We start from the raw sequence: 19,772 nt of genomic DNA, 5'->3' as shown, positions 1-19,772 counted from the left end.
TAAGTACTGCTGCGTACTTATGAGTGAGGAGTGGTCATGCGAATTACGAGTGGACTGACACAGCGTCCGATCGCACCGCCCGGCCGGGTAGCGATCCGTCCGCGGCGAGTCGATTTCGACTGGGAGAAAGCGCCTTTGGTGTGGTTGCCGAACGAGCCGATCGCCTCATACCTCCTCGGCTCGATGAACCTCGTCATCCCGGAGGGCGAACGGATGATGATCCAGGCCTTCGAGCAGGCTCTCCCGGACGTGCACGACGAGAAGCTTCGCGAGGACATGCTCGGTTTCATGGGCCAAGAATTGCTGCACGCAGAGGCGCATGACGAGGTCATGAATCAGGTGTTCACACGGCACGGGATCGACCCGGCCCCGTTCAACCGCCAGATGCAGTATTTCTTCCGTAGAACTTTGGGCATCGGTGACGACTCCGATCCGCAGGCCATCCGGCAGCGTCTGATCGAGCGTCTCGGGATTTGCGCGTCTTCGGAGCATATGTTCGCGTTCGTGGGCGACTGGGCGTTGAACGCGGACTTGGAGAAATTCGGCGCGGATCCGCAGATGCTTGACCTCTATCGGTGGCATGGGGCCGAAGAGGTCGAGCATCGTGCCGTGGCACACGAGGTCGCCACGTACTTCGGAGTCGGCTACTTTCGCCGCTGTATCTCCATGATCATCACGTGGCCAATCTTTTTGGGGTGGTTGCTCCGTGCTGCGATGTATCTGAGCCGCAACGACCCCAACACGCCGAACATCGGTTATCCGCGATTGCTACTGGAATTCGTCCGCGCCGGACGCCGCGGACTGGTGCCTGGTGTATCGAAATGGTTCTGGAGCGGTGTGTCGACGTTCGTGCCGGGATTTCACCCCGACAGTGTGGGGTCCACCGCCCAGGCCCTCGCCTACGTCGCGCAATCGCCAGCGGCCAAGCGGGTCAACACATGACACCCAACGCGCCCGAACTCACACAGCGGTGGCAGGCCCCCCACGAGATCCCGGTCGACCTATGCCGCGGCAAGCGCCGCGACTCGATTCTGCGCATTCTGGATGTCCTGGTCTCCACGCAGGTCAAGTTGGCGGTCTTGATTCATCGCGACGAGCCAACGGAAAACCGGATCGACGAGTACAAGACAACACTCACGGTGTCGGAGCGCACGACGGTGGCCACCGACAACGACGTGGTCAGTCTCGAACTGCGAGCACCTGACGGCAGCGACCTCGAACGGTGGTATCCCGGGGCACACCTCGACCTGTACCTGCCCTCGGGACGGATACGTCAGTACTCGCTGTGCGGCGATCCCGCCGATCGACGCTGCTACCGGATCGCGGTACGCCGGATTCCTGATGGTGGCGGCGGATCGAACGAGGTGCACGACGAGTTGCAAGTCGGTACCGTCGTCGGCGTTCGCGGTCCACGCAACGCGTTCGGGTTCGTCGAACCCGGGCGAATCGAGCGCGCGAAGCGCGTTCACTTCGTGGCGGGTGGCATCGGCATCACACCGATACTCCCGATGGTCTGCGAGGCGGAGCGTATGGGCCTGGATTGGTCGCTGGTGTACGTCGGTCGCGAGCGCCGCACACTACCGTTCCGCGAGGAATTGTCGCCGTTTGGTGATCGGGTCACCATCCGCACCGACGACGAATACGGCCTACCCGCAGCGAACGATCTTCTCCCGCCGAATGTCCGCAGCGGCGACGCGATCTACTGTTGCGGTCCGGTCCCGATGATGGACCTGATCACAGCTTGTGTGCGCAACGAGCCCGGTGTGGAAGTGCACGCCGAACGCTTCTCCGCCGCACCGGTCGTCGATGGACGACCCTTCCGCATCCAACTGGCTCGCACCGGTCAGGTCATCGATGTCGCCGCCGACCAGACCGCACTGGACGCGGTCCTGCGTGTGAACCCGAAAGCCCCCTATTCATGTCGTCAGGGCTTCTGCGGCACCTGCATGGTCCACGTCAGCGACGGCGACGTCGATCATCGTGACAATTCGTTGAGCCCAGCCGAGCGCGCCGCCGGCAAGATGCTCCTGTGCGTTTCGCGGAGCAACAGTCCCTGCCTGACGGTCACCACATGAATCCACCGATGAGAAAACACAATTCCAGACGACCGGAGTACCTGTTGAACGACGATCAACTGACATCGCGGGTGGTGGACCTGCTGATCGCACTGGAGGAAATGGACGCCGATGCCGTGCGCGCACTCGTCGATCCCGACATCGAATGGCGCAACACCGGCCTGCCCAGCGTGCGTGGAAGCAAACGCGTCGAACGGGCGCTCACGATCGTCTCTCGCCTGATCACCAGGTACGAGGTCGTGGAAGTGCTCACGATGACCACCGACCACAACACCGTGTCCTCCCGGCGAAGAGAGATCATCCGCATCGGATGGTTTGCCATGCACCTCGACGTAGACGGCCACTACACATTCGCAAACGGCCTGCTTCGCATTTGGGACGACCGCTTCTCCTACCACCGACTGCTCCGCGGATTGCGATTCGGCCCAACCACCTGAAGTAGCGACGTTTTGTGTCGCATTTTGCCGGGGAGTCCTCACCAGATGCTGAAATCTCCCCCCTGCGGCCTCTCGACTACATCCTCGGCTCAGGAGTTCGGCTGCTGGTGCGGGCAACTCTCACCGAGTTCACGGTCGCGTATGTGACCGGCTCGTTGTGCCGTTGGACCGCAACGGGATTGGATACCGCTGATGGATGCACGACAATTGTTCGCCCTCGGCGCGCTCGGTACCGGGATGTTGTCGCTGGCCTTGCAACTGACCGCGCTGTGTCTCGGCGCCGAGGACGCGGAGCGGTACGTCTTTGTTCGCGCCGCCAATGCCACCGCGGTCCTCAGCCTTGCTCTGCTGTCCGCCGCGTTTGTCTTCTGACCGACGGCTGGATGACTTTCCGGGCGCAACATGTTCACGAACGAAGGAGTTTCGGTGAATCCACCCATAAACCACTACCGCCGGCGATCGGTGAAATCGATCCTCTTCGGCGGAGTCGTTGCAGCACTGCTGCTCTCGGGATGCACGATCAGTTCAGCAGGCCCCACTACCGAAGGCAGGCAGTCGTCGAAGATGCCCACCGACTCCGAGCAGATCACCACGGTGATCCGATCTCACCTCGATGCACTCCGTACCGGCTCGACCGAGAGCGCTGCTGCCACCGTCTGCGCCGAGAAGCAGGTATCAACCACGACCACTGGAAAGGTGTTGCCGGCAATCACACTCGATGCAGTCGAGTACGTCACCCTCCAAGGATCGACAGCCACAGCGACCGTACGCGGACATCTGGATGACGCTCCGGAGACCTCGATCGGCAAGGTCGTGTCGTTGACCTCCACCAGTGGCCACTGGCTCATCTGCTAAGCCTGCACCGCTTCGGCAAGCACAGGATAGGAACGAGAGAATTGAGGTAGCGGTGATGGTAGGCCGTGCGACGGACGAGAACGTCTTTCAACTCCGGTTGAACGAGCTTTTCTCCGGCTCCGATCGGCGCCTGACGAACACCGCTGTGGCTAACGGCCTTCTCGCACGGGGCTACCGAATCTCGACACCGTATCTCTCACAGCTTCGACACGGCGTCCGCTCGAGCCCATCGGATGAGGTGGTGTCAGCGTTGGCCGACTACTTCGATGTCCCTCCCGGCTATTTCTTCACCATCCCCTGGTCCGGCGATCGCGCGCGCATTCACGACGGGGACGCGGAGATAGTCGCTCATCTCGCCGACCCGGAACTGAGACAGTTGCTCCGGGCCGCGAACGGACTCTCGGCGACCTCACTTGAACTGTTGTCGAATCTGGCTGCCGCACTACGTATCTCCGAAAGCCGTCGGAAGACGCCCACACGGACTCAACGTCCTACACCCGATCGACCGAAAACCGGCACCACGACCGCGGCGAATCAATCCCACCGATGTGATCTGACCCCCAAGTAAACCCATAGGGGTTGCCGACTATTTGCCAAATGGCGTTCACTGGCACGCCCCCTCCACCTATTTTGGTTTCGAGACACCGGATTCGGCCCCTGACTAGATCCGAACGAAGAAAGGCCCTTTCGATGACACGTGCACTCAAGATCGTTGCCGCTCTGGCCATCCCAGCGGCTGCTGGAGCTGTGGCGGTTGCCGGCGCAGGATCTGCCTCGGCGGCGACTCCGGTATCGGGAGACGGTTACGTCGGAGTCATTCTCGATCACCACGAGACGGTCGTCGCGAGCCAGATCAAGGCGGGCAATCTGATCAACGCCGCATTCGGCGACGCCTGGACTGTCGGGTTTCCGCACGATTCCATCTGGCACACCGCAGCATGGACCCCGGGTCAGTCCTCATGATGCTTGTCGTCAGCACGAGTCTGGAATTCCGAGAACTGTTCGTCGAGGTTTTCGACCTTCTCGTCCGACATCTCCGTGACGTGGTCGGCGAAAGCTGTCCCGGCGACTGTGCCGCCGGTCCCGGGCACCGTGACCGTCTCTCTTGATCCAGGCTCGTATCTTTTGTCCATCTCGTCCGCGAGTTCTTTCGCCCCGTCAGCGGTGTCGGGACTTGTTTCGGATCCAGTCGTACCCTCTTGGCCGGCATCAACGTGCCCGGAACTTTCCACGTTCACTGGTATCCCACTCTCTGCATCGACACCGACCGGTCGTCGCTTCAGGCAACCTGCCGACACTCGAACGGGTTGCTCGGCAGCCCGTTTCGCCGACATATCAGTTGCGGGGTCACGACGCATTGGAGGTACCCCGTCCGCCGCACGGCGAATCCGGAATGTTGGTCCACGGTATCCAACGACCTACACGCGCGGTGGTACAGGGACTGCGAGATCCTCGCGGACGAATCAGGCCGCCCCACCATGAAATCGGCACCGCCACCCTTGGCCCAATTACTCGTCGATGCGGTTCGACATCCGCAGCAAAGTTGCGGTGGTTACTAGGAGGTAGGTCGGGGTAGCCCGCGTATCGGCGGTGGCTCCGCGGTCCGCGGAGCACTCGTCGAGCACAAGCTGAACATCATGTAAAGCACGCACCGACGAAGGGACGACCCCGATATGAGCAACTCCGAAACCACGTCCGCCTTGATCAACCAGCTGCGCATCATCCTCGGTCTGACACATGCCGAGATCCAGGTCGCCGAAACACGCGTCGCTCAAGCCAGAACCGAAGCGGTTCGACGCGAACTCACGGAAAACGCAGAGAACGGTCGAGAAAGGGTCAGTTCCATCGAGTCCACGATTCGCGATCTGGGTGGCGTTCCGGAATCGGTCGGTCCGTTCCTCGGACGAGCGACAGCAGGCGTGAAAGCGATGGTCGAACAGGCCCAGCCCTTCGACGAAGCTGTACTGGGAGACCTTGCGCTCGAACATCAACTCCTCGACCGCTCCCGCTACCTCAAGGCCCTGGCCACTGCCGGTGGCGATCAGACCGTCGCGGCGTTGGCCGACCGCCTCATCACTGCACACTCCGCGACTGTGGACTGGCTGACCACCGTCCTTGCCGAGGAGGCACTCGGGGGGCCGGCAGCTTTGCGTCGCACTCCTTTCCAAGCGGCCACCGGAGCAGCCATTCGACTGGTCAATGTTCCGGTCTCCTGGTCCACCCGCAGTCTTGACCGTGCCATCGACGCTGTTCGCACGTCGCCGCCGGTATTGGGTGAGCTGATCAGCTGGGGCGCATATGCCGGTGACGTGACTGTGAAAACACTGTCGGCCAGTAGGGATGCGGCCATCGCCACGGCTGAGAAAGTCACTCGCCGAGAAGGTGCTGACGGTGCCGCGGACGTCTTCCGTTCGGTACGCAAGTCGAGTGGGTTACTCGACCCCGCCGAACTTCCCATCGAAGACTTCGACGAACTCAACGTCGCCCAGGCCGTCTCCGCGGTCAAGGAACTGACCGACGCCGCACAGGTACGAGACATCGTTGCGTACGAGGAAGCGCACAAGAACCGACACGGCGTCGTATCCGCTGCACAGGCAAGACTTGCGGCGATCGCCCAGGAAGTCGTCGGAATTAACTGACCTTCGTATCCGCCTGAGGAGGGCGAGAGAAAACAGCCTCTGTATTGCTTCGTGTCCCGAAGAACCGAGCAAGGCCAGACCGCCCCGAACACAACTACAAAGCACTCCCGAAATCGGCGATACGCGTTCATCACGACAGGTTCCGGGCATACGGGGCGGGGGCTGACCACGCATCAAAGTCAGCCCCCGCCGCCGTTTCTGCAGTTTAGGGCTGTCAGCGCAAACTCACCATGGAAGAACGCGCCTGTCTGCTCGAAATCTACGAGACGCGGCAGTTTCTGAATCGAAACACATTGCAAGAATACGGGTTTGAAGCAATCGCCGTTGTACGCGAACATCGATCTGGCTGGGCGCAGCGGCAGTCGTAATCCCGCACGAACTCGACCGGCAGCTGACAGCATCTCGACACCGGCAATTCCCGTTCCGCCCCAACCCCATGGGGTTGGCAACCGCCGCTGTTCCTGCTCCGATGCTGCCTTGTTCGCGACCGAGACACTCCTCGAAAAAATCTGGCACTCTCAGTTGCAGAGTGCTAATTCGTGTGGTTATCATGTTCTCGCACAGTGAGTTCGGTCGACCGCCACAGTGGCGGAGACCTTTCGTTTCACGACATGGGAGGTGTGTTGCTGTGCTTCGTTTCGATCCTTTCACCGACATCGATGCGATCACCAAGTCCGTCCTCGCCGCGGGAACCGGCAACGGACGCAGTCCACGGTTCATGCCGATGGACCTCTACAAGGTCGAGGACCAGTACGTCCTGCACGCCGATCTTCCCGGCGTCGATCCCGGCTCGGTGGACGTTCACATCGACGGCTCGACCCTGACGTTGACCGCGCATCGCACGGCCCTCTCCGAAGAGGGTGTGAGTTGGCTGGCGAGTGAGCGTTTCGCTGGAACATACAGACGGCAACTGTCCATCAGCGACGACATCGACGCCGAACAGATCGTCGCCTCGTACGACAACGGTGTATTGACGGTGACGTTGCCGATCGCGGAGAAGGCGAAACCGCGGCGGATCGAGGTCTCCTCCGGACCGCCCTCACGTACCGAAACCATCGAAGCGACAAAGCAGGTGCAGGTCGAAGCCTGATCCTGCTGGCCCGGACGAGCGTTCCCACGGTGGGGTGGGTTCCGAAGACACGCGATGCGTGCTCGGGACTCACCCCACCGCCCGTTCGATCCCCACCGCCGTTCGATCCCCTCTGTACCCGTATGGCCGAGCGGCCCATCCACCACACGAAAGAATCAGCACGAGAACCCTTTAGCCGTCATGACTGCATCAACCTTCCCCCCGCACGAGCAATCCGACAACACAGGCAACACCGAATCCCGCCCGCACACCTCGCCCGATTGGTGGGATCACCACCGCCCGATCAACAGCGACGAATACAGCGACATGGCGTTGATGCTCGGTGCCCTCTCGATCCTGACGTTCTGGATGTTCGGCCTCGGCATCCTCCTCGGTGCCGCCGCCATCGGAACCGCACTGGCAGCGCGCCGACCCGACACCCCCGGACACGACCCCAGCGACAACACCGTCGGTGTCGTCGGGATCCTCACCGGCCTCGCCGGTATCGCCTTCGGCGTCGTCTTCCTCACCGCAGCACTACCCCACCTGTAGACAAACCGAATTCGGCATTTCCATCGCAAGAAGCAGCGACGTACCCTACGGAAAGTGGCGACCTCTTAGGGCGGGTGTGGCTGTGGCGCAACTACATTCCGGGTCAGGGAGTGACGGTGATGCCGGGCGCGGAGTTGAACTTGAGCGCCCCGGTCATCTTCGCCGTTCCGGCTCCTGCTGCCGGGCAGGATGCGCTTCCCCCGTTGGAGGTGAAGTTCACCGTTCCGGTGTTGTTGGCGGTGACGGTATGTGTTGTGTTGCTGTAGGGCACGGGGCCGGCAGTGCTGGCGGTGACGTCGATGACGCAGCTACCAGCGACTACGTGAGCTCCACCGTTGGGGATTTTGATACTTCCCATCGGTGATCCACTGTCGGCGTTGACGTTCAGAGCCCAGGAACCCGACGTGGTGATCGTTGCCGGCACACCTTCGAGGTCACATCCGGACAGTCCCACGCTCGCGATGTTGATGTTGATGCCGCCCGTTCCGGAGTTCACGTTACCGGGCGCCGCAGGGGTGGTTCCGGTTCCGCTGACGCTGGTGCAGTACAACTCGAGACCGCCAGTTGTCACGAAACTGAGCCCACTGCTGGTGGCCGTCACCGGAGTGGCTGTGGCGGGGCTGATCGTGGTGGACGCTGCTGCGACCCCGGATGCAGCGATGGTCAATGCGGCTGCTGCCCCGACGATCGCGGGGGCCTTGCCGAGCATTGTGCGTGATGACATGTGATGTGCCTTTCTGTCGAATACCTTTGGGGCGAACCGTCAGTCGAAAGAAATTCAGGCGGGTGTGATCTCTACCCGGCGGCTCCCATCTGCGCCACAGCTGCAGGTTCGGCTGCCTGCGCAGCGGAAGCTGCCGGCGGTCGTACCTTGCGCGCGGCGACGGTGTAGACGTCGCTGGAAGTGGTCAGAGAGTTCTTTCCGCTGGCCGAGGGGGTTCCTGCTCGCAGGTTCACCGCCCAGTTGAGTGCACCGAAGACCCCGCACCCGCTAGCGGCGGGCGCTGCGAAGAGATTGTCGGTGTGCTGAACGGCAGGGAACACCGCTCCGGGATATTCGCCGATGGGCTCCGAGGGCGGGTTACCGGTGGTCGTGAGGTGCAGGTTGATCGGGTTCGCCGTGGAGCCGAGATAGCAGTTGTTACCCAACAACGAGTTCGACAGTTTCAGTCGTACCGGCATCGTCAGCTCTTGATCGAGCACCTTGATGTTCGGCAGCCCAACAGCTTCGACTGTTGCCGTGATCTGGGTCAGATTCAGTGGAGTGTCGATTCCGATGGCCCCACCCGGCACGGAGATCGGGTTCGAGTACACCCCGTTGCGGCCGTCCGGCTTGCGGACGAAGGTTTCGACGAAGCTGCCGTCGGGTTGAGTGGCGTACTTGACTCCGCCGGCGATCTTCAGTCCGCCGTCGGGGACGGGCACGGTCAACCCCCCGATTTTCATCGAACCGCCGCGCACCACAACAGTCGCGCAGGTTGCGACATCGAGGTCTTCAACGGGGCATGACGACCACCCGTCGAACGTCAAAGGAGTAGCGGCGGGTGTACCGGACGAACCGAGCGAGGAATTCTCCTCAGCAGTAGCGACGCCTCCTCCTATCAATGCAAGGGCTGCAGCGATCGCCATCGTGGGGACAACTCGGGTTCTCAAGGCATTCTTGGACATTGGGCTCCTCAGGCATGGAATCGACACACCGAAACACCACTCTTGTCGGTGTGTCGCGAGTCACCTCTATGTGCTCGGAGCGAAGGCTACCGACCAGTAGTACTCGAAGTCACACAAACCGGAGAAAGTTCAACCCTTTCGGGGACGCGCTCGTACTTTCGGTGGCGTTTCATCCGCGTTATGCGAGGACCTTCTACCCTCTGCTGCCACGTCATCGGCCAATCGATCAGGGACCGTTCCGGGTTCCCGCTACCCTTCCTAGATGCGGCCACCAGTGTCGGAACAGGCTGATGTGATGATTGTTTCGATTGTTTTCCTCGAGTGCGGGGTAGTCCCGCCGCATGGATCAAAACCGAGCACCGTTGCTGGAGGCCCTCGAGCAGTACCGTCGGTTGGATCGGTACGGGTTCACCCCACCGGGGCACAGACAAGGGCGCGGCACAGACCGGCGGGTACTCGATGTACTCGGGCGGGATCCATTCCACGACGACGTTCTCGCTACGTCCGGCCTCGACGACCGCCGATCATCGAACAACTACCTTGCAGATGCCGAACGATTGATGGCCGACGCGGTGGGCGCGGACTATGCGTTCTTCTCGACCTGCGGTAGTTCACTGTCCGTCAAGGCAGCAATGATGGCAGTCGCGGGCAACGATCCCGGTGGGCTGCTGCTCAGTCGAGACAGTCACAAGTCGATCGTCGCGGGGCTGATCTTTGCCGGCATCACTCCCCGATGGATAACCCCGCAATGGGATGCTGCGCACCATATTTCGCATCCCCCTTCCCCTTCCCAAGTGCGCGACGCGTGGGAAAAGAACCCGGACGCGGCGGGGGCGCTGATCGTCAGCCCGAGTCCGTACGGTACCTGTGCAGACCTAGCCGCGATCGCAGGCGCATGCCACCGGAGGGGTAAACCCTTGATCGTCGACGAGGCGTGGGGTGCACATCTCCCTTTTCACGAAGGATTGCCCACCTGGGCGATGGATGCAGGAGCGGACGTCTGCGTGGTCAGTGTGCACAAGATGGGGATGGGTTTCGAACAGGGGTCGGTCTTCCACGTCCAGGGAGATCTTGTCGACACTGCTCACCTATCGGCGTGCGCCGATCTGTTGATGACCACGAGCCCCAACGTCATGATCTATTCAGCTCTCGACGGATGGCGCCGTCAGATGGTCGAGACCGGACACGAGTTGTTGGATACAGCGCTGACATTGGTCACCTCGCTTCGTGACGACATCGAACAACTCCCAGATCTCGAGGTTCTCGACTCTGAATTGCTGGGCCACCAGGCTTCCCACGACCTCGACAGAATGCAAGTGCTGATCGACGTTTCACGGACGGGAGCCACCGGCTATCAGTGCGCGGATTGGCTCCGAGCCGAACGCTCGATCGATGTAGGCATGAGCGATCATCGGCGCATTCTCGCGACCGTCTCCACCGCAGACGATCGCGAGACCACCCGACGACTGCTGGACGGCCTCGAAGCTCTCTGCGGCGCAGCACCAAGTTTCCCCGACACCCCCCGCATCGAGCTACCCTCTCCTGCGAGCCTTCAACTCGAAACTGTGTCATCGCCACGCGAGGCATTTTTCGGCCGAACTGAAATGGTCCCCGGTGCGCACGCTGCCGGACGTATCGCCGCTGAGCAACTCACCCCGTACCCACCCGGAATTCCGGTCGTGGTGCCCGGAGAGCGCCTCGACGCGGAAGTCATCGGCTACCTTCAGTCCGGACTGCGCGCGGGTATGGCCGTGCCCGATGCCACCGACTCCTCACTCGATTGCTTTCGGGTGATGGTGTGACGTGCTCCCGATTCGATCGTGTGCCCCCTGAGTTCCGCCTGATCCGAGACCGCATCATAGGTTCGGCAGGCAAAGCGGAAGCACACGGTGGACAACATGATGGCTCAGGACGCACTTTCGTGATCTTCGAGTCCAACGGCCATTCGTAATTCTTGAAGGTCTTTGTCGAGTTCGGGGTGCTCTTTCGAGAGCTGCTTCATCAGGTCCGCGAGGCCGTCCGCGATGGCATTGAGTTTGTGCTGAACGGCGTCGTCGGAGCGTTTCTGTGTGTTTTGGAGCAACGCCACGAGGAGGAATGTGACGATGGTGGTGACGGTGTTGATGATCAGTTGCCAGGTGTCGATAGTGCCCAACAGGAAGAACGACGGAGCCCAGAGCACCACGATTATCACGCACACCACGAAAAACCATGCCTGTGAGGTGCGTGCACTGACGTAGGTGGCGAACCGGTCGAAGACGGAGAGTTTCGTCGATACCTCGGATGGAAATATCACGTCCGCTTTCTCCGACGAGTTCTCGCTCGTTGCCTTCTCTTTCCCGCCGTTCATCTGATTGTCCTCTCGCCGGAACATCTTCCAGTACCGCTCACTATCGCCCCAGGGCGCTTGTCCCCTACGTCTATATCGCCGCCCATCCGGTCCATCAACCCGGGGTGGCCCTGGGATCGTCAAATCTTGCGCTACAGAACGTAGTTCAGGAGTTGCTGGCGGCGGGTCGGACCGGCACCGATTATGCATGACAGCCCAGACATGCGACCGGGTGCCGGTCCATGCCCGACGGCGAGCCCACCAGCTCCGACGCGGAGCATCCGCGCTGCGCCTGCGCTCGGTGGTGATGCCCAGGCAGTTCGGCGGGCAAACATCGCTGCATCAAGCCCAGGGTTGGGCGAGGAACGAAAGGGACATGCTGTACCGGACGACATGGGCGTGGGTCCGACGGCGAAATCCGTTGCGCTACAACGGGTGGGAGGATTCCTCTATCGCCGCGCCGGCGAGTGGAAGTAGTCGGATACACCGCTACGAACCCGGCGCCATCACCCCCGCCACGGAATTGCGTCTCTCCCAGAAACATTCCGGCGATCGGCCTCATGTCGCTGAGACGTTGGAAGCGCTCCGCACTTCCGGCGGCTCGTTCAGCAGCCGGCACCGCATCGTCGACACTAGAGGAACGACGCGCTCGGTGGCGATAGTCGGCGAACGACTGGTCGACGAGTCCGGCGAGATCATCGGCAGTTCCGGCTTCTACGTCGATGTCACCGAAACTATCGATGACACGGTCACGGAATCGGCGAACCGGGCATTCAACGTCCTCACCTGGCATTCGCAGGAAACACTCGTGAAAGTTCGTGATGTCGCAGAAAAGCTCCTCACGGGGCTGGCAACGGACTTCCACATGGCCGACGCCGTACCAACACACTCCGACCACGCCCTGCTGGGTCTCTGACAACGGCGTTAAGCTCGATGTTTGGCGGCACTTCAGTTGGGTAGCTGAGTGCTGATCATCCTTCTCGAATGCGGCTACCAAGATCCCACCAATGGGGTTGGCTGCATCCGATTAAGTACAGGAGCAAATCTCACGTGACGTCCTTCGCGCGGGCGATCGTTTCCCCGGTCGCCGTTTCACCTTCACTGTCCGTCTCTGCATCACCGGATCAACTGCCGGTGCTGCGATCGCTGGTGCGAACCGTGGCCGCGCACTATGCGCTCTCGTTGGACGCGTTGTCCGATCTCGTACTCGCCGCCGACGAAGCAGCGACCATCCTCATCGGCCACGCCCTCCCCTCCAGCACCCTGACGTGCACGTTCGGCGACGATACCGCCGCTGCGCAGGTGATCCTCTCTGCGGCAACAACGGGTCAGATCACCACGAGCACTTCGTCCTTCGGGTGGCGCGTCCTCGAGACCCTGGCCGACGAAGTGGTCCTCGAGGAGCTCCCGGCTACCGCACCCGAGGAGAAGTGGGCTGTGACAATCACACTGACCAAGGTCTTGCAGGCAGATTCTTGATCCCGCGCGCGGAGGAGGGCAACGAGTAAGCGCCGGCCACCGGACAGTTGGTGTGTCTCGTCGCCGTAACCGACGACGCGTCCGATCACGAGTTGCTTTGTACCGGGATCAACACGAGTCCACTTTTCTTGGCATCCAGCTCACGCTGCGACGGCGGCCTCGAGGGCTGCGAGGGACTGCGTCCGTCGGAGCGCTTTGAGCGATTGTGCAAGCAGTCGGGAGACATGCATTTGCGAGAGACCAACCTTCTCGGCAATTTCCGCTTGGGTCAGTTCACCGAAGAATCGGTAGAGCACGATTGCGCGTTCTCGTTGAGGAAGTGCGAGTAGTGCCGGTCGGAGCGTTTGTTGGTTGTCAATGCCTTCGAGGGCAGAGTCGAAGTCTCCCAAGGTGTCTGCGATCGTCCGTCCGTCGTTGACGGTTGCGGCATCGAGGGACGCAGCGTGATAGGAATCGCCGGCGGCGACGATCTCCGCGATCTCGGCAGGTTCCACTTCGAGTTCTTTTGCCAGTTCCGGCACGGTGGGTTCGCGTCCGAGGGCTTGGGTGAGGGAAGAGCGGGCCTTGTTGAGCGCGAGATAGTTTTCCTGCAACGAGCGCGGAACACGGACGTCCCAGCCGCGGTCCCGGAAATGTTTGCGCACTTCACCCACCATCGTCGGAATCGCGAAGGCTAGGAAGTCTTTGCCCTTGGCGAGATCGAAGCGGTTCACCGCACTGACCAGACCGACGCTGGCGGCCTGTACGAGGTCCTCGTGGGCTTGTCCGCGACCGCGGTATCGCAAGGCGATGTTCCGGGTCAGTGGTAGACACGACTCGATGATCTGCGCACGTAGACGCTCGCGGTGCTCGTCGTCATTCGGTATTGAAGCCATCTGTTCGAAAAGGGCCGCAAGGTGCGTGTAGTCGGCGTCTCGCGTGTGGGTGCTCATGAGAATGCCAATCCTTTTCCCCTTGTCATCGCCCTGGCAGAGTGCCTAGGGACAGTGGCCCCTCGCTGAGGTGAAGACACCGTCGTGTTGCCGGAACGGCGTACAGATCGTGTTGCCGACATCGTCGTCTCCTTCATTTTCGGGTGTTGATCGGCAGAACGCTCCAGAAAACCATCGCCGCGGCCCGAGCGACCACAGGCCCGGAGAGCGGCCCCAGCGCCGGGCAGGTGATGCCGTCGCCGTCGCGGGCGGTGGCCATGGCAGTGGTCATTCACGCTCCCGAAGTGCAAGTGCTCCAGCATGCATCTAAGTAATTGACTGTCATAAATCTATATCAGCCGATGCAGATAAAAGGCAACAGGTGAAACAGTGATCGACCCACAGCAATACGACTTCCGGGCCCAAACGTGCCCACTTATGCACGAAACCAGCATGCGCGGAATCTTTTCGGCTCCTTTCCCGGCTAGATCGGTTTCGCACGTCAGATGAAATCTGTGGCGTCGGAGATCAGGTTTTAGGTGCGGGAGGGCGGGGGGCGGCGCACCAACATGTTAAGGTCGAGAGATATTCGGCTGGGTTAAAGGAGAGTGCTGAGGCATTGAAGGATCCAGCGCACGCCCACCGAGGGGTCTACCGAATTTCCGTGATGTCGGAACTGTCCGGAGTCGGCCCACAGACATTGAGACTCTACGAACGTCGCGGACTGTTGACCCCCGCACGCACCAGTGGCGGGACGCGGCGTTACAGCGCGGCGGGCCTCGACAAACTGCGCCGTATTACCGCGTTGATCGGCGACGGAATCAACTTGACCGGAATCGGTGTCATTCTCTCACTTGAAACCGAGAACGCGATCCTGGCTGAACGGATCGCTCAGCTGAGCGAAACGGCCGTGGACACACCACCGGAAGTCACGCCCGAGACTGTTCAGCCCAGTTCGCGGGTGTAACGAATGCTACCGAATTCCGCATCTGCAACGACGATGTTTCCGTCAGATTCAAGCTGTTCGACCGCGGAGTCGAATGCGTCGATGAGCCACGGCTTCTTCGCCTCGCCGAGCAGCGTGTCCGTACCGTCGTCGCCGGTTTGAAAGATACGCACCAACCAGGATTCGCTGGCGTCAGGTTCGTCCCATAGTCCTCGCGGAGTGTTCGTGGCCAGGACGTAGCGGTTGTACTCGAGGTCGACGCGAATAGCGTAGTGGCCGTCCACATTCACGACGTTGGCAGGTCGTTGGGACGCCGCGGCCAGTGCAGTCAATGCGTCGTCGTACATCTCGGAAAACTTCTTCGTGAGAGGCATGCCGTCCTACCCGTACTCGACACCGCCATGCACCGGGCACGGCGTAAACGGTCAGTTGCCCCGGCAACGACCGGAACTGAAATGCATCCTAACCCTGCGCCGCTCACGCCACTGGAGGCGTCTCAGTCGGTGATAATCCCCAGTCGTCCCATGGCTGTTCGGTTGCGGCGACAGGGGAACTCACCAGGAGTGCCTGCCCGAATTCAGGCAGTGGGCGGCGCTGTCCCCACTCCAGTAGGCCCATTCTCGTTCTCTACCTGACGTTGTGCGCGTACAACGTCACGATGACTGCGCAGCGACAACCGTCCGATCGCCGCCGATCCGAGGAACAAGATCACCGCACCGAGGCCTTCGAAGAATGCCAACTGCTGCACTGCCCTCATCACAGGTTCGGTCGCCGACGGGGGCCCCGCCTCCCCGAGATGCAGCACCGGCGCCAGTGTCGGGCCAACGATGAACCATGCGCCCCCGACGACCGCCAACCACGCCCCGAAGCTGGCGACAGCGCGATTCGCACTGAACAACAGCAAAATCCCGCCGATGGCTGTGACCACCCCGGGAAGCACTTCGAGCCAACCTCGACCCGAGGTCCACGTCCATGCTTGATCCGGCACGAAAGAGAACGAGAAGTACGGTCCCACAAAGGGAATGAGCGCTCCCCAGAGTCCGAGCACAATCAGCAAGATGCCGCTGACAGCGCCCCGGCTGCGCGGCACCCACATCCGACCGGGCGGTCTCACATCGTGAACCGTTCCGGTCACGGGTTCCCGACCTTCGCCATTGTCGATGCGAGCGGCCTCGCGATCTTTTCGAGATGCGTTCCGATCAAACATGCTCCACTCCTCAGCCGTGACTTGTCGGATACGCGTCGGACGTGGGATCCGCGATGGCCGAGGGCCACCAATTGCGGACAAATCGGGTTACGAGACCCGCCCTGGCGCCCGGGAGCCGCAGCGTCAGTAGTAGTGCCGCCGACCACCTACAGCATGTCCGGCAGCACCAAGCGCAAACAGAATGACCCCGACGACGACGAGAATGATGCCGATCGTCCACAGAATCGAGATCCCAGTCAAGAAGCCGACGATCAACAAGACAATTCCAAGAATGATCATGGCGTACTCCTTCATCCAATCACCCATTGAGGCCGACGTACCCGCTGGTCACAGCCCCCAAACAAGAATCTCACCGTTGGCATGCGGGCAGCCTGGACGTTCGGTTCCTGTGCACGCGACAAAGGTTCCCGGGCAAAGGCTTCCAGTCGCAGAAATCATGCCAGTATGGCCACCGCAGCGATGACGAAAACGATGACAACCAACGCGACCGCGACGATCGCTGCGATCCCGGTTACTGGAAAGCGTTTGACGGTCGAGGGTTCGGGTTCGGACAATCCCGACGTCTGGGGAGCGTCGGGTGGGGTGCTCCCCGGCTTGACCCCGCCTCCGGGTTCCAGGTCAGGGGTATTTTCCGGATCTGGTTCGGGCGGTGTAGAAGTCACGATCTACCTCCCGGTCAACTTCCCTCGGAAGTCCTCGTCGATGCCTCGGGCTGCCGGAGCGCGTCGGTAAGTTTCGCGCAGAACGCCGGCAAATCATCGGGCTTGCGGCTCGATATCAACGTATTCGGGCCAGAAGCACAGACCACGACTTCTTCGTCAACCCACGTGCCGCCGGCGTTCGTGATATCGGTACGCAAACTAGGCCACGAAGTCAGCGTACGACCGGCCACCACGCCAGCTTCGACCAGCGTCCACGGTCCGTGGCAGATCACTGCGACAGGCTTCCCGGCATCAAAGAAACTCCGGGCGAACGCCACCGCCTCTGGATTCATGCGGAGAAAATCAGGGTTGGCCACACCCCCGGGCAGGACGAGAGCGTCGTATTCGGACGACTCCGCCGACTCGACCACCGCGTCCACGTCGAAGACGTCAGCTTTGTCGAGGTGGTTGAACGCCTGGATGGTGCCGGATTCTGTCGAAACAATCGACGGCTGAGCGTGTTCGGCAACCAATGCATCCCAGGGATCCGTCAACTCGATCTGTTCGACTCCCTCCGTCGCCACGAGGAATGCCACTTTCTTTCCTGCGAGTAATTGACTCATGCTTGAACGTCCTTCCTCATCTTCGTCACACCCGTTGAGCGACTGCTCAGCTGGATGCGCCCTCGGTGTCGTCGAAGAACGACCATTCGCCATCATGGCGAACTTCCATACGCCATCCCAGTTCCGAGTTGTCGGCGCGGGCATCCACGAACCAAGCATGCGCATCGTCAGCGCTCTCGATGTCTCGCGTCGCGGTGACGTCGCCTGCAGGATTGATCACTCTGTAAGTAGCCATTCCGCTCACCTTCCCCAGCCGACGTTTCTTCAATCATCGACCGCGACGACGAATCAACGCCGCACCGCATCAATTACGTCAGGTGCCGGCCGAACGCGTCTTCACTCCGACTGTCCGGTTCACACCCGAGGGATGGGGGATACCGCTGATGGCGACCTGGGTCGACAGATATGGATCTACGACTTGGTGATCCCCCCATGCCCCCGATAGGCAAACCGTCGGCGATCATCTCGCACGGAGGGGCGAAGCCATCGGAAGTCGAGATACATCACCACGCTCATGCCGATACTCAGCATCACAAGCAACAGAACAATGTTCAGCACCGTGTTTCCACCCTCCTGTTGGGCCGGCAGTCAGGCTGCGGTCACGCCGCGAAGCGCAGTGGGCGTCGATTCACGCCTTGCCGAGGCCGTGGAAATCTTGGCACGCGGCTGCTCTCCGACATCTCTTGCTACGCAACGGTCTCCGGAAGGCGCGATTCCCACCATCTCGCGCCACCACCTTTCGCGCTCTTCGGATTCCGTCCACACCACGACATCCACCACGAGTCCTCCTTCACCGACCCCGATTTGTTACCCAACTCACGCGTTGAGGAAACGTGACTTCACCTGCTGCGTGTCCACGCAGTTCTTGGGTCGTTCTGGGTGTGGGCACGAGAGCATCGGGTACCGCGATGCCCGCCCGGCGGCAGCTTCGTAGGCAGCAATCGACCACGATCGTCGTAGCGCTGCACATGCAGCCCTTGACTGCTTCCGCCGTTGGCGTCGGTTGCAGCAAGAATCGCCTGGTTGTCGGATTCGAAGAACTCGTCACCGCTCGATCCGTCCGCGAGCGTTATCTTGTATCGCTCCATCACGCCACCGTCATCTTCAACGCGAAACAGTCTTGTAGGCAGAGTCTTTCGACATTCCGGCGCCCATCGGCCCCGCAGTAGCACACCTACCGCGAAGACCGGTGCCCGAACATTCGAGCGGCGCCGCACCCAGCCAATTTCTATCGTAAATACTGTAGATTTGGTATATCACTTGGATCAGATCAGTTCAAGATTCCGCGGAGAACTCGATCAGACAGGAGGCACGGTGCCGCATACACCTGGTTTCCCCGCCATTCCTGGCCTCTATGGAATCTCGGTAACCGCCGAACTGTCGGGATTCACCATCGCGACACTGCGCCTCTACGAGCAGCATGGGCTGATCACCCCGGCCCGCACACGGGGCGGCACACGCCGTTACAGCGACGCTGACCTCACGCGACTTAGTCGCATCGCGGAACTGATCGGAGACGGCATCAATCTGGTCGGCATCGGGCGAGTGCTCGAACTCGAAGCACACACCGCCTCACTGCAACAGGACAATCAACGGCTCACCCGCGACAACACGGAACTACGTAAGGAGAGGAACTCGGCCATGACATCCATCCCGCACGCAGCGCACGATGCGACACCAGATGTCGATCGTGTGGAGCAGACAATCACTATCGACGGTGACGCTCTCGACAACGACCCCATCACCATCGACAACGACGCCGTGTGGCCTGCGCCCGAAGGTGACCTGATCGAGCAGTCGATCCCTGCCCCAGTCGACGACTACTGACTGCCGCCGCCATACCTCCTGTCCTGCAGCCTGCTTGGCATTCAAGTGCAGGGAAGGCGGCCAGTGGGACGTGCATCGCGCCCTGGTCCACAGAGTCCGAACACTCCCACTGACGCAGCTTCAATACTCCGTCCTACCTTCGATTCGCCGAGGGCTACTACCTCACGCGTGACGGAAAGAAGCGGTTCTGGGATGCATGCACGTCAGACCCCGCGCTGCGTGCAGAAGTGCACGCAGCACCCCTACAGGCTTCCCTCGACGAACTAACTGGACTTCCGACCACGCTGGTCATCACCGACGAAGCCGACGTGCTACGAGACGAAGGCGAACCGTACGCGGACAGGCGCCGCGAAGCCGGTGTCGATGTGACTTCGGTGCGCGTGGCAGGAATGGTTCACGTTTTCCTGCTCCTCGACGGCCTCCGAGACACCCGAGCAGCCAACGTCGCACGGACCCTCGCGGTCAACGCACTTCGAACGGCACTGCACGGCAGCTGAACACACAGAAAACCACA

General features: G+C 61.2%; 29 protein-coding genes and 1 pseudogene. 16 read left to right on the top strand and 14 right to left on the bottom strand.

All coding sequences use genetic code 11. The annotated features are described in order from the left end of the window. Positions 1-36 precede the first annotated feature (36 nt). The 7 genes from H351_RS04120 (at position 37) to H351_RS04090 (ending at position 4,330) form a co-directional block, all read left to right on the top strand. On the top strand, positions 37-942 hold the full coding sequence (locus H351_RS04120) for a metal-dependent hydrolase (protein WP_021333229.1): 906 nt from the start codon (positions 37-39) through the stop codon (positions 940-942). Beyond that, on the top strand, positions 939-2,075 hold the full coding sequence (locus tag H351_RS04115) for a PDR/VanB family oxidoreductase (protein ID WP_029256693.1): 1,137 nt from the start codon (positions 939-941) through the stop codon (positions 2,073-2,075). The genes H351_RS04120 and H351_RS04115 overlap by 4 nt, the downstream gene beginning before the upstream one ends. Before the next feature lie 44 nt (positions 2,076-2,119). Beyond that, entirely contained in the window at positions 2,120-2,512 is a 393-nt protein-coding gene (locus H351_RS04110; RefSeq protein ID WP_244891431.1) for a limonene-1,2-epoxide hydrolase family protein, read from the top strand. Positions 2,513-2,704: 192 nt separating this feature from the next. After that, positions 2,705-2,884, top strand: a complete 180-nt coding sequence (locus tag H351_RS04105; RefSeq protein WP_029256695.1) for a hypothetical protein — start codon at positions 2,705-2,707, stop codon at positions 2,882-2,884. Between the two features lie 54 nt (positions 2,885-2,938). After that, positions 2,939-3,367, top strand: a complete 429-nt coding sequence (locus tag H351_RS04100; protein WP_139148462.1) for an Rv0361 family membrane protein — start codon at positions 2,939-2,941, stop codon at positions 3,365-3,367. 55 nt (positions 3,368-3,422) lie between these two features. Continuing rightward, positions 3,423-3,935, top strand: a complete 513-nt coding sequence (locus tag H351_RS04095) for a helix-turn-helix domain-containing protein (protein ID WP_051636522.1) — start codon at positions 3,423-3,425, stop codon at positions 3,933-3,935. A 122-nt stretch (positions 3,936-4,057) separates the two neighbouring features. Next, positions 4,058-4,330, top strand: coding sequence for a hypothetical protein (locus H351_RS04090; protein ID WP_051636523.1), 273 nt, complete (start codon positions 4,058-4,060; stop codon positions 4,328-4,330). Here the strand turns inward: H351_RS04090 and H351_RS04085 are convergent. Beyond that, positions 4,318-4,665: a hypothetical protein gene (locus H351_RS04085; protein WP_309599333.1), complete on the bottom strand. Its 348-nt coding sequence runs from the start codon at positions 4,663-4,665 to the stop codon at positions 4,318-4,320. The genes H351_RS04090 and H351_RS04085 overlap by 13 nt on opposite strands. 375 nt (positions 4,666-5,040) lie before the next feature. Between H351_RS04085 and H351_RS04080 the strand changes: the two genes are divergently transcribed. From H351_RS04080 to H351_RS04070, 3 genes are all read left to right on the top strand, one after another. After that, positions 5,041-6,006: a DUF8129 domain-containing protein gene (locus tag H351_RS04080; RefSeq protein WP_029256699.1), complete on the top strand. Its 966-nt coding sequence runs from the start codon at positions 5,041-5,043 to the stop codon at positions 6,004-6,006. A gap of 628 nt (positions 6,007-6,634) precedes the next feature. After that, positions 6,635-7,096 (top strand): Hsp20/alpha crystallin family protein, encoded by a 462-nt coding sequence (locus H351_RS04075; protein ID WP_029256700.1) that lies wholly within the window; start codon positions 6,635-6,637, stop codon positions 7,094-7,096. A gap of 180 nt (positions 7,097-7,276) precedes the next feature. Next, the gene (locus H351_RS04070; protein WP_029256701.1) at positions 7,277-7,627 is read left to right on the top strand and encodes a hypothetical protein; all 351 of its coding nucleotides are present in this window, start codon (positions 7,277-7,279) and stop codon (positions 7,625-7,627) included. A gap of 103 nt (positions 7,628-7,730) precedes the next feature. On the opposite strand, the gene H351_RS04065 is transcribed toward H351_RS04070, so the two are convergent. Both H351_RS04065 and H351_RS04060 read right to left on the bottom strand, forming a co-directional pair. Then, the gene (locus H351_RS04065; protein ID WP_244891430.1) at positions 7,731-8,351 is read right to left on the bottom strand and encodes a hypothetical protein; all 621 of its coding nucleotides are present in this window, start codon (positions 8,349-8,351) and stop codon (positions 7,731-7,733) included. Between the two features lie 71 nt (positions 8,352-8,422). Continuing rightward, positions 8,423-9,295, bottom strand: a complete 873-nt coding sequence (locus tag H351_RS04060) for a hypothetical protein (RefSeq protein ID WP_029256703.1) — start codon at positions 9,293-9,295, stop codon at positions 8,423-8,425. Positions 9,296-9,636: 341 nt separating this feature from the next. On the opposite strand from H351_RS04060, the gene H351_RS04055 reads away from it, so the two are divergent. Continuing rightward, entirely contained in the window at positions 9,637-11,097 is a 1,461-nt protein-coding gene (locus H351_RS04055; RefSeq protein WP_029256704.1) for an aminotransferase class I/II-fold pyridoxal phosphate-dependent enzyme, read from the top strand. A 104-nt stretch (positions 11,098-11,201) separates the two neighbouring features. Here the strand turns inward: H351_RS04055 and H351_RS04050 are convergent, their stop codons facing one another. Further along, positions 11,202-11,645 carry a low affinity iron permease family protein gene (locus H351_RS04050; protein ID WP_029256705.1) on the bottom strand — a complete coding sequence of 148 codons (444 nt, stop codon included), beginning with the start codon at positions 11,643-11,645 and terminating at the stop codon, positions 11,202-11,204. A gap of 187 nt (positions 11,646-11,832) precedes the next feature. Between H351_RS04050 and H351_RS04045 the strand changes: the two genes are divergently transcribed. Then, positions 11,833-12,540, top strand: coding sequence for a PAS domain-containing protein (locus tag H351_RS04045; RefSeq protein WP_244891429.1), 708 nt, complete (start codon positions 11,833-11,835; stop codon positions 12,538-12,540). Positions 12,541-12,674: 134 nt separating this feature from the next. After that, positions 12,675-13,103 carry an ATP-binding protein gene (locus tag H351_RS04040; protein ID WP_051636525.1) on the top strand — a complete coding sequence of 143 codons (429 nt, stop codon included), beginning with the start codon at positions 12,675-12,677 and terminating at the stop codon, positions 13,101-13,103. Between the two features lie 140 nt (positions 13,104-13,243). Here the strand turns inward: H351_RS04040 and H351_RS04035 are convergent, their stop codons facing one another. Continuing rightward, entirely contained in the window at positions 13,244-14,035 is a 792-nt protein-coding gene (locus tag H351_RS04035) for a SigB/SigF/SigG family RNA polymerase sigma factor (RefSeq protein ID WP_029256707.1), read from the bottom strand. A gap of 133 nt (positions 14,036-14,168) precedes the next feature. Beyond that, positions 14,169-14,306: a hypothetical protein gene (locus H351_RS32070; RefSeq protein ID WP_156423136.1), complete on the bottom strand. Its 138-nt coding sequence runs from the start codon at positions 14,304-14,306 to the stop codon at positions 14,169-14,171. A 375-nt stretch (positions 14,307-14,681) separates the two neighbouring features. Between H351_RS32070 and H351_RS04030 the strand changes: the two genes are divergently transcribed. Continuing rightward, positions 14,682-14,981 (top strand): MerR family transcriptional regulator, encoded by a 300-nt coding sequence (locus H351_RS04030; protein ID WP_051636526.1) that lies wholly within the window; start codon positions 14,682-14,684, stop codon positions 14,979-14,981. On the opposite strand, the gene H351_RS04025 is transcribed toward H351_RS04030, so the two are convergent. The 8 genes from H351_RS04025 to H351_RS03995 all read right to left on the bottom strand — a co-directional run bounded on the left by H351_RS04025 (position 14,960) and on the right by H351_RS03995 (position 18,519). Continuing rightward, a complete protein-coding gene (locus tag H351_RS04025; protein WP_029256709.1) occupies positions 14,960-15,334 on the bottom strand; it encodes a hypothetical protein in 375 nt (124 codons plus the stop codon). The genes H351_RS04030 and H351_RS04025 overlap by 22 nt on opposite strands. Positions 15,335-15,537: 203 nt before the next feature. Next, the gene (locus tag H351_RS04020; protein ID WP_029256710.1) at positions 15,538-16,167 is read right to left on the bottom strand and encodes a hypothetical protein; all 630 of its coding nucleotides are present in this window, start codon (positions 16,165-16,167) and stop codon (positions 15,538-15,540) included. Positions 16,168-16,290: 123 nt separating this feature from the next. Then, positions 16,291-16,446 carry a DUF6131 family protein gene (locus tag H351_RS32195; RefSeq protein WP_099698487.1) on the bottom strand — a complete coding sequence of 52 codons (156 nt, stop codon included), beginning with the start codon at positions 16,444-16,446 and terminating at the stop codon, positions 16,291-16,293. Between the two features lie 155 nt (positions 16,447-16,601). Then, entirely contained in the window at positions 16,602-16,829 is a 228-nt protein-coding gene (locus H351_RS04010; RefSeq protein WP_029256711.1) for a DUF6480 family protein, read from the bottom strand. A 14-nt stretch (positions 16,830-16,843) separates the two neighbouring features. Further along, positions 16,844-17,431 carry a type 1 glutamine amidotransferase domain-containing protein gene (locus tag H351_RS04005; protein ID WP_029256712.1) on the bottom strand — a complete coding sequence of 196 codons (588 nt, stop codon included), beginning with the start codon at positions 17,429-17,431 and terminating at the stop codon, positions 16,844-16,846. Between the two features lie 46 nt (positions 17,432-17,477). Further along, on the bottom strand, positions 17,478-17,666 hold the full coding sequence (locus H351_RS04000; protein ID WP_029256713.1) for a hypothetical protein: 189 nt from the start codon (positions 17,664-17,666) through the stop codon (positions 17,478-17,480). A 353-nt stretch (positions 17,667-18,019) separates the two neighbouring features. Further along, positions 18,020-18,211, bottom strand: a complete 192-nt coding sequence (locus H351_RS31860; RefSeq protein ID WP_144440098.1) for a hypothetical protein — start codon at positions 18,209-18,211, stop codon at positions 18,020-18,022. 59 nt (positions 18,212-18,270) lie between these two features. Then, positions 18,271-18,519, bottom strand: a complete 249-nt coding sequence (locus H351_RS03995) for a hypothetical protein (protein WP_029256714.1) — start codon at positions 18,517-18,519, stop codon at positions 18,271-18,273. A 226-nt stretch (positions 18,520-18,745) separates the two neighbouring features. Here H351_RS03995 and H351_RS31340 point away from each other — a divergent pair, with 226 nt between their 5' ends. Next, positions 18,746-19,258, top strand: coding sequence for a MerR family transcriptional regulator (locus tag H351_RS31340; protein ID WP_081051188.1), 513 nt, complete (start codon positions 18,746-18,748; stop codon positions 19,256-19,258). Positions 19,259-19,395: 137 nt separating this feature from the next. Continuing rightward, positions 19,396-19,755: pseudogene (locus H351_RS03985) on the top strand (alpha/beta hydrolase fold domain-containing protein); the annotation flags it as partial. Between the last annotated feature and the right edge of the window lie 17 nt (positions 19,756-19,772).

The organism is Rhodococcus erythropolis R138, assembly GCF_000696675.2.
GTDB lineage: Bacteria > Actinomycetota > Actinomycetes > Mycobacteriales > Mycobacteriaceae > Rhodococcus_F > Rhodococcus_F erythropolis.
The sequence above is the reverse complement of the archived record's forward strand: the minus strand, read 5'-3'. Positions and strand labels throughout refer to the sequence as shown.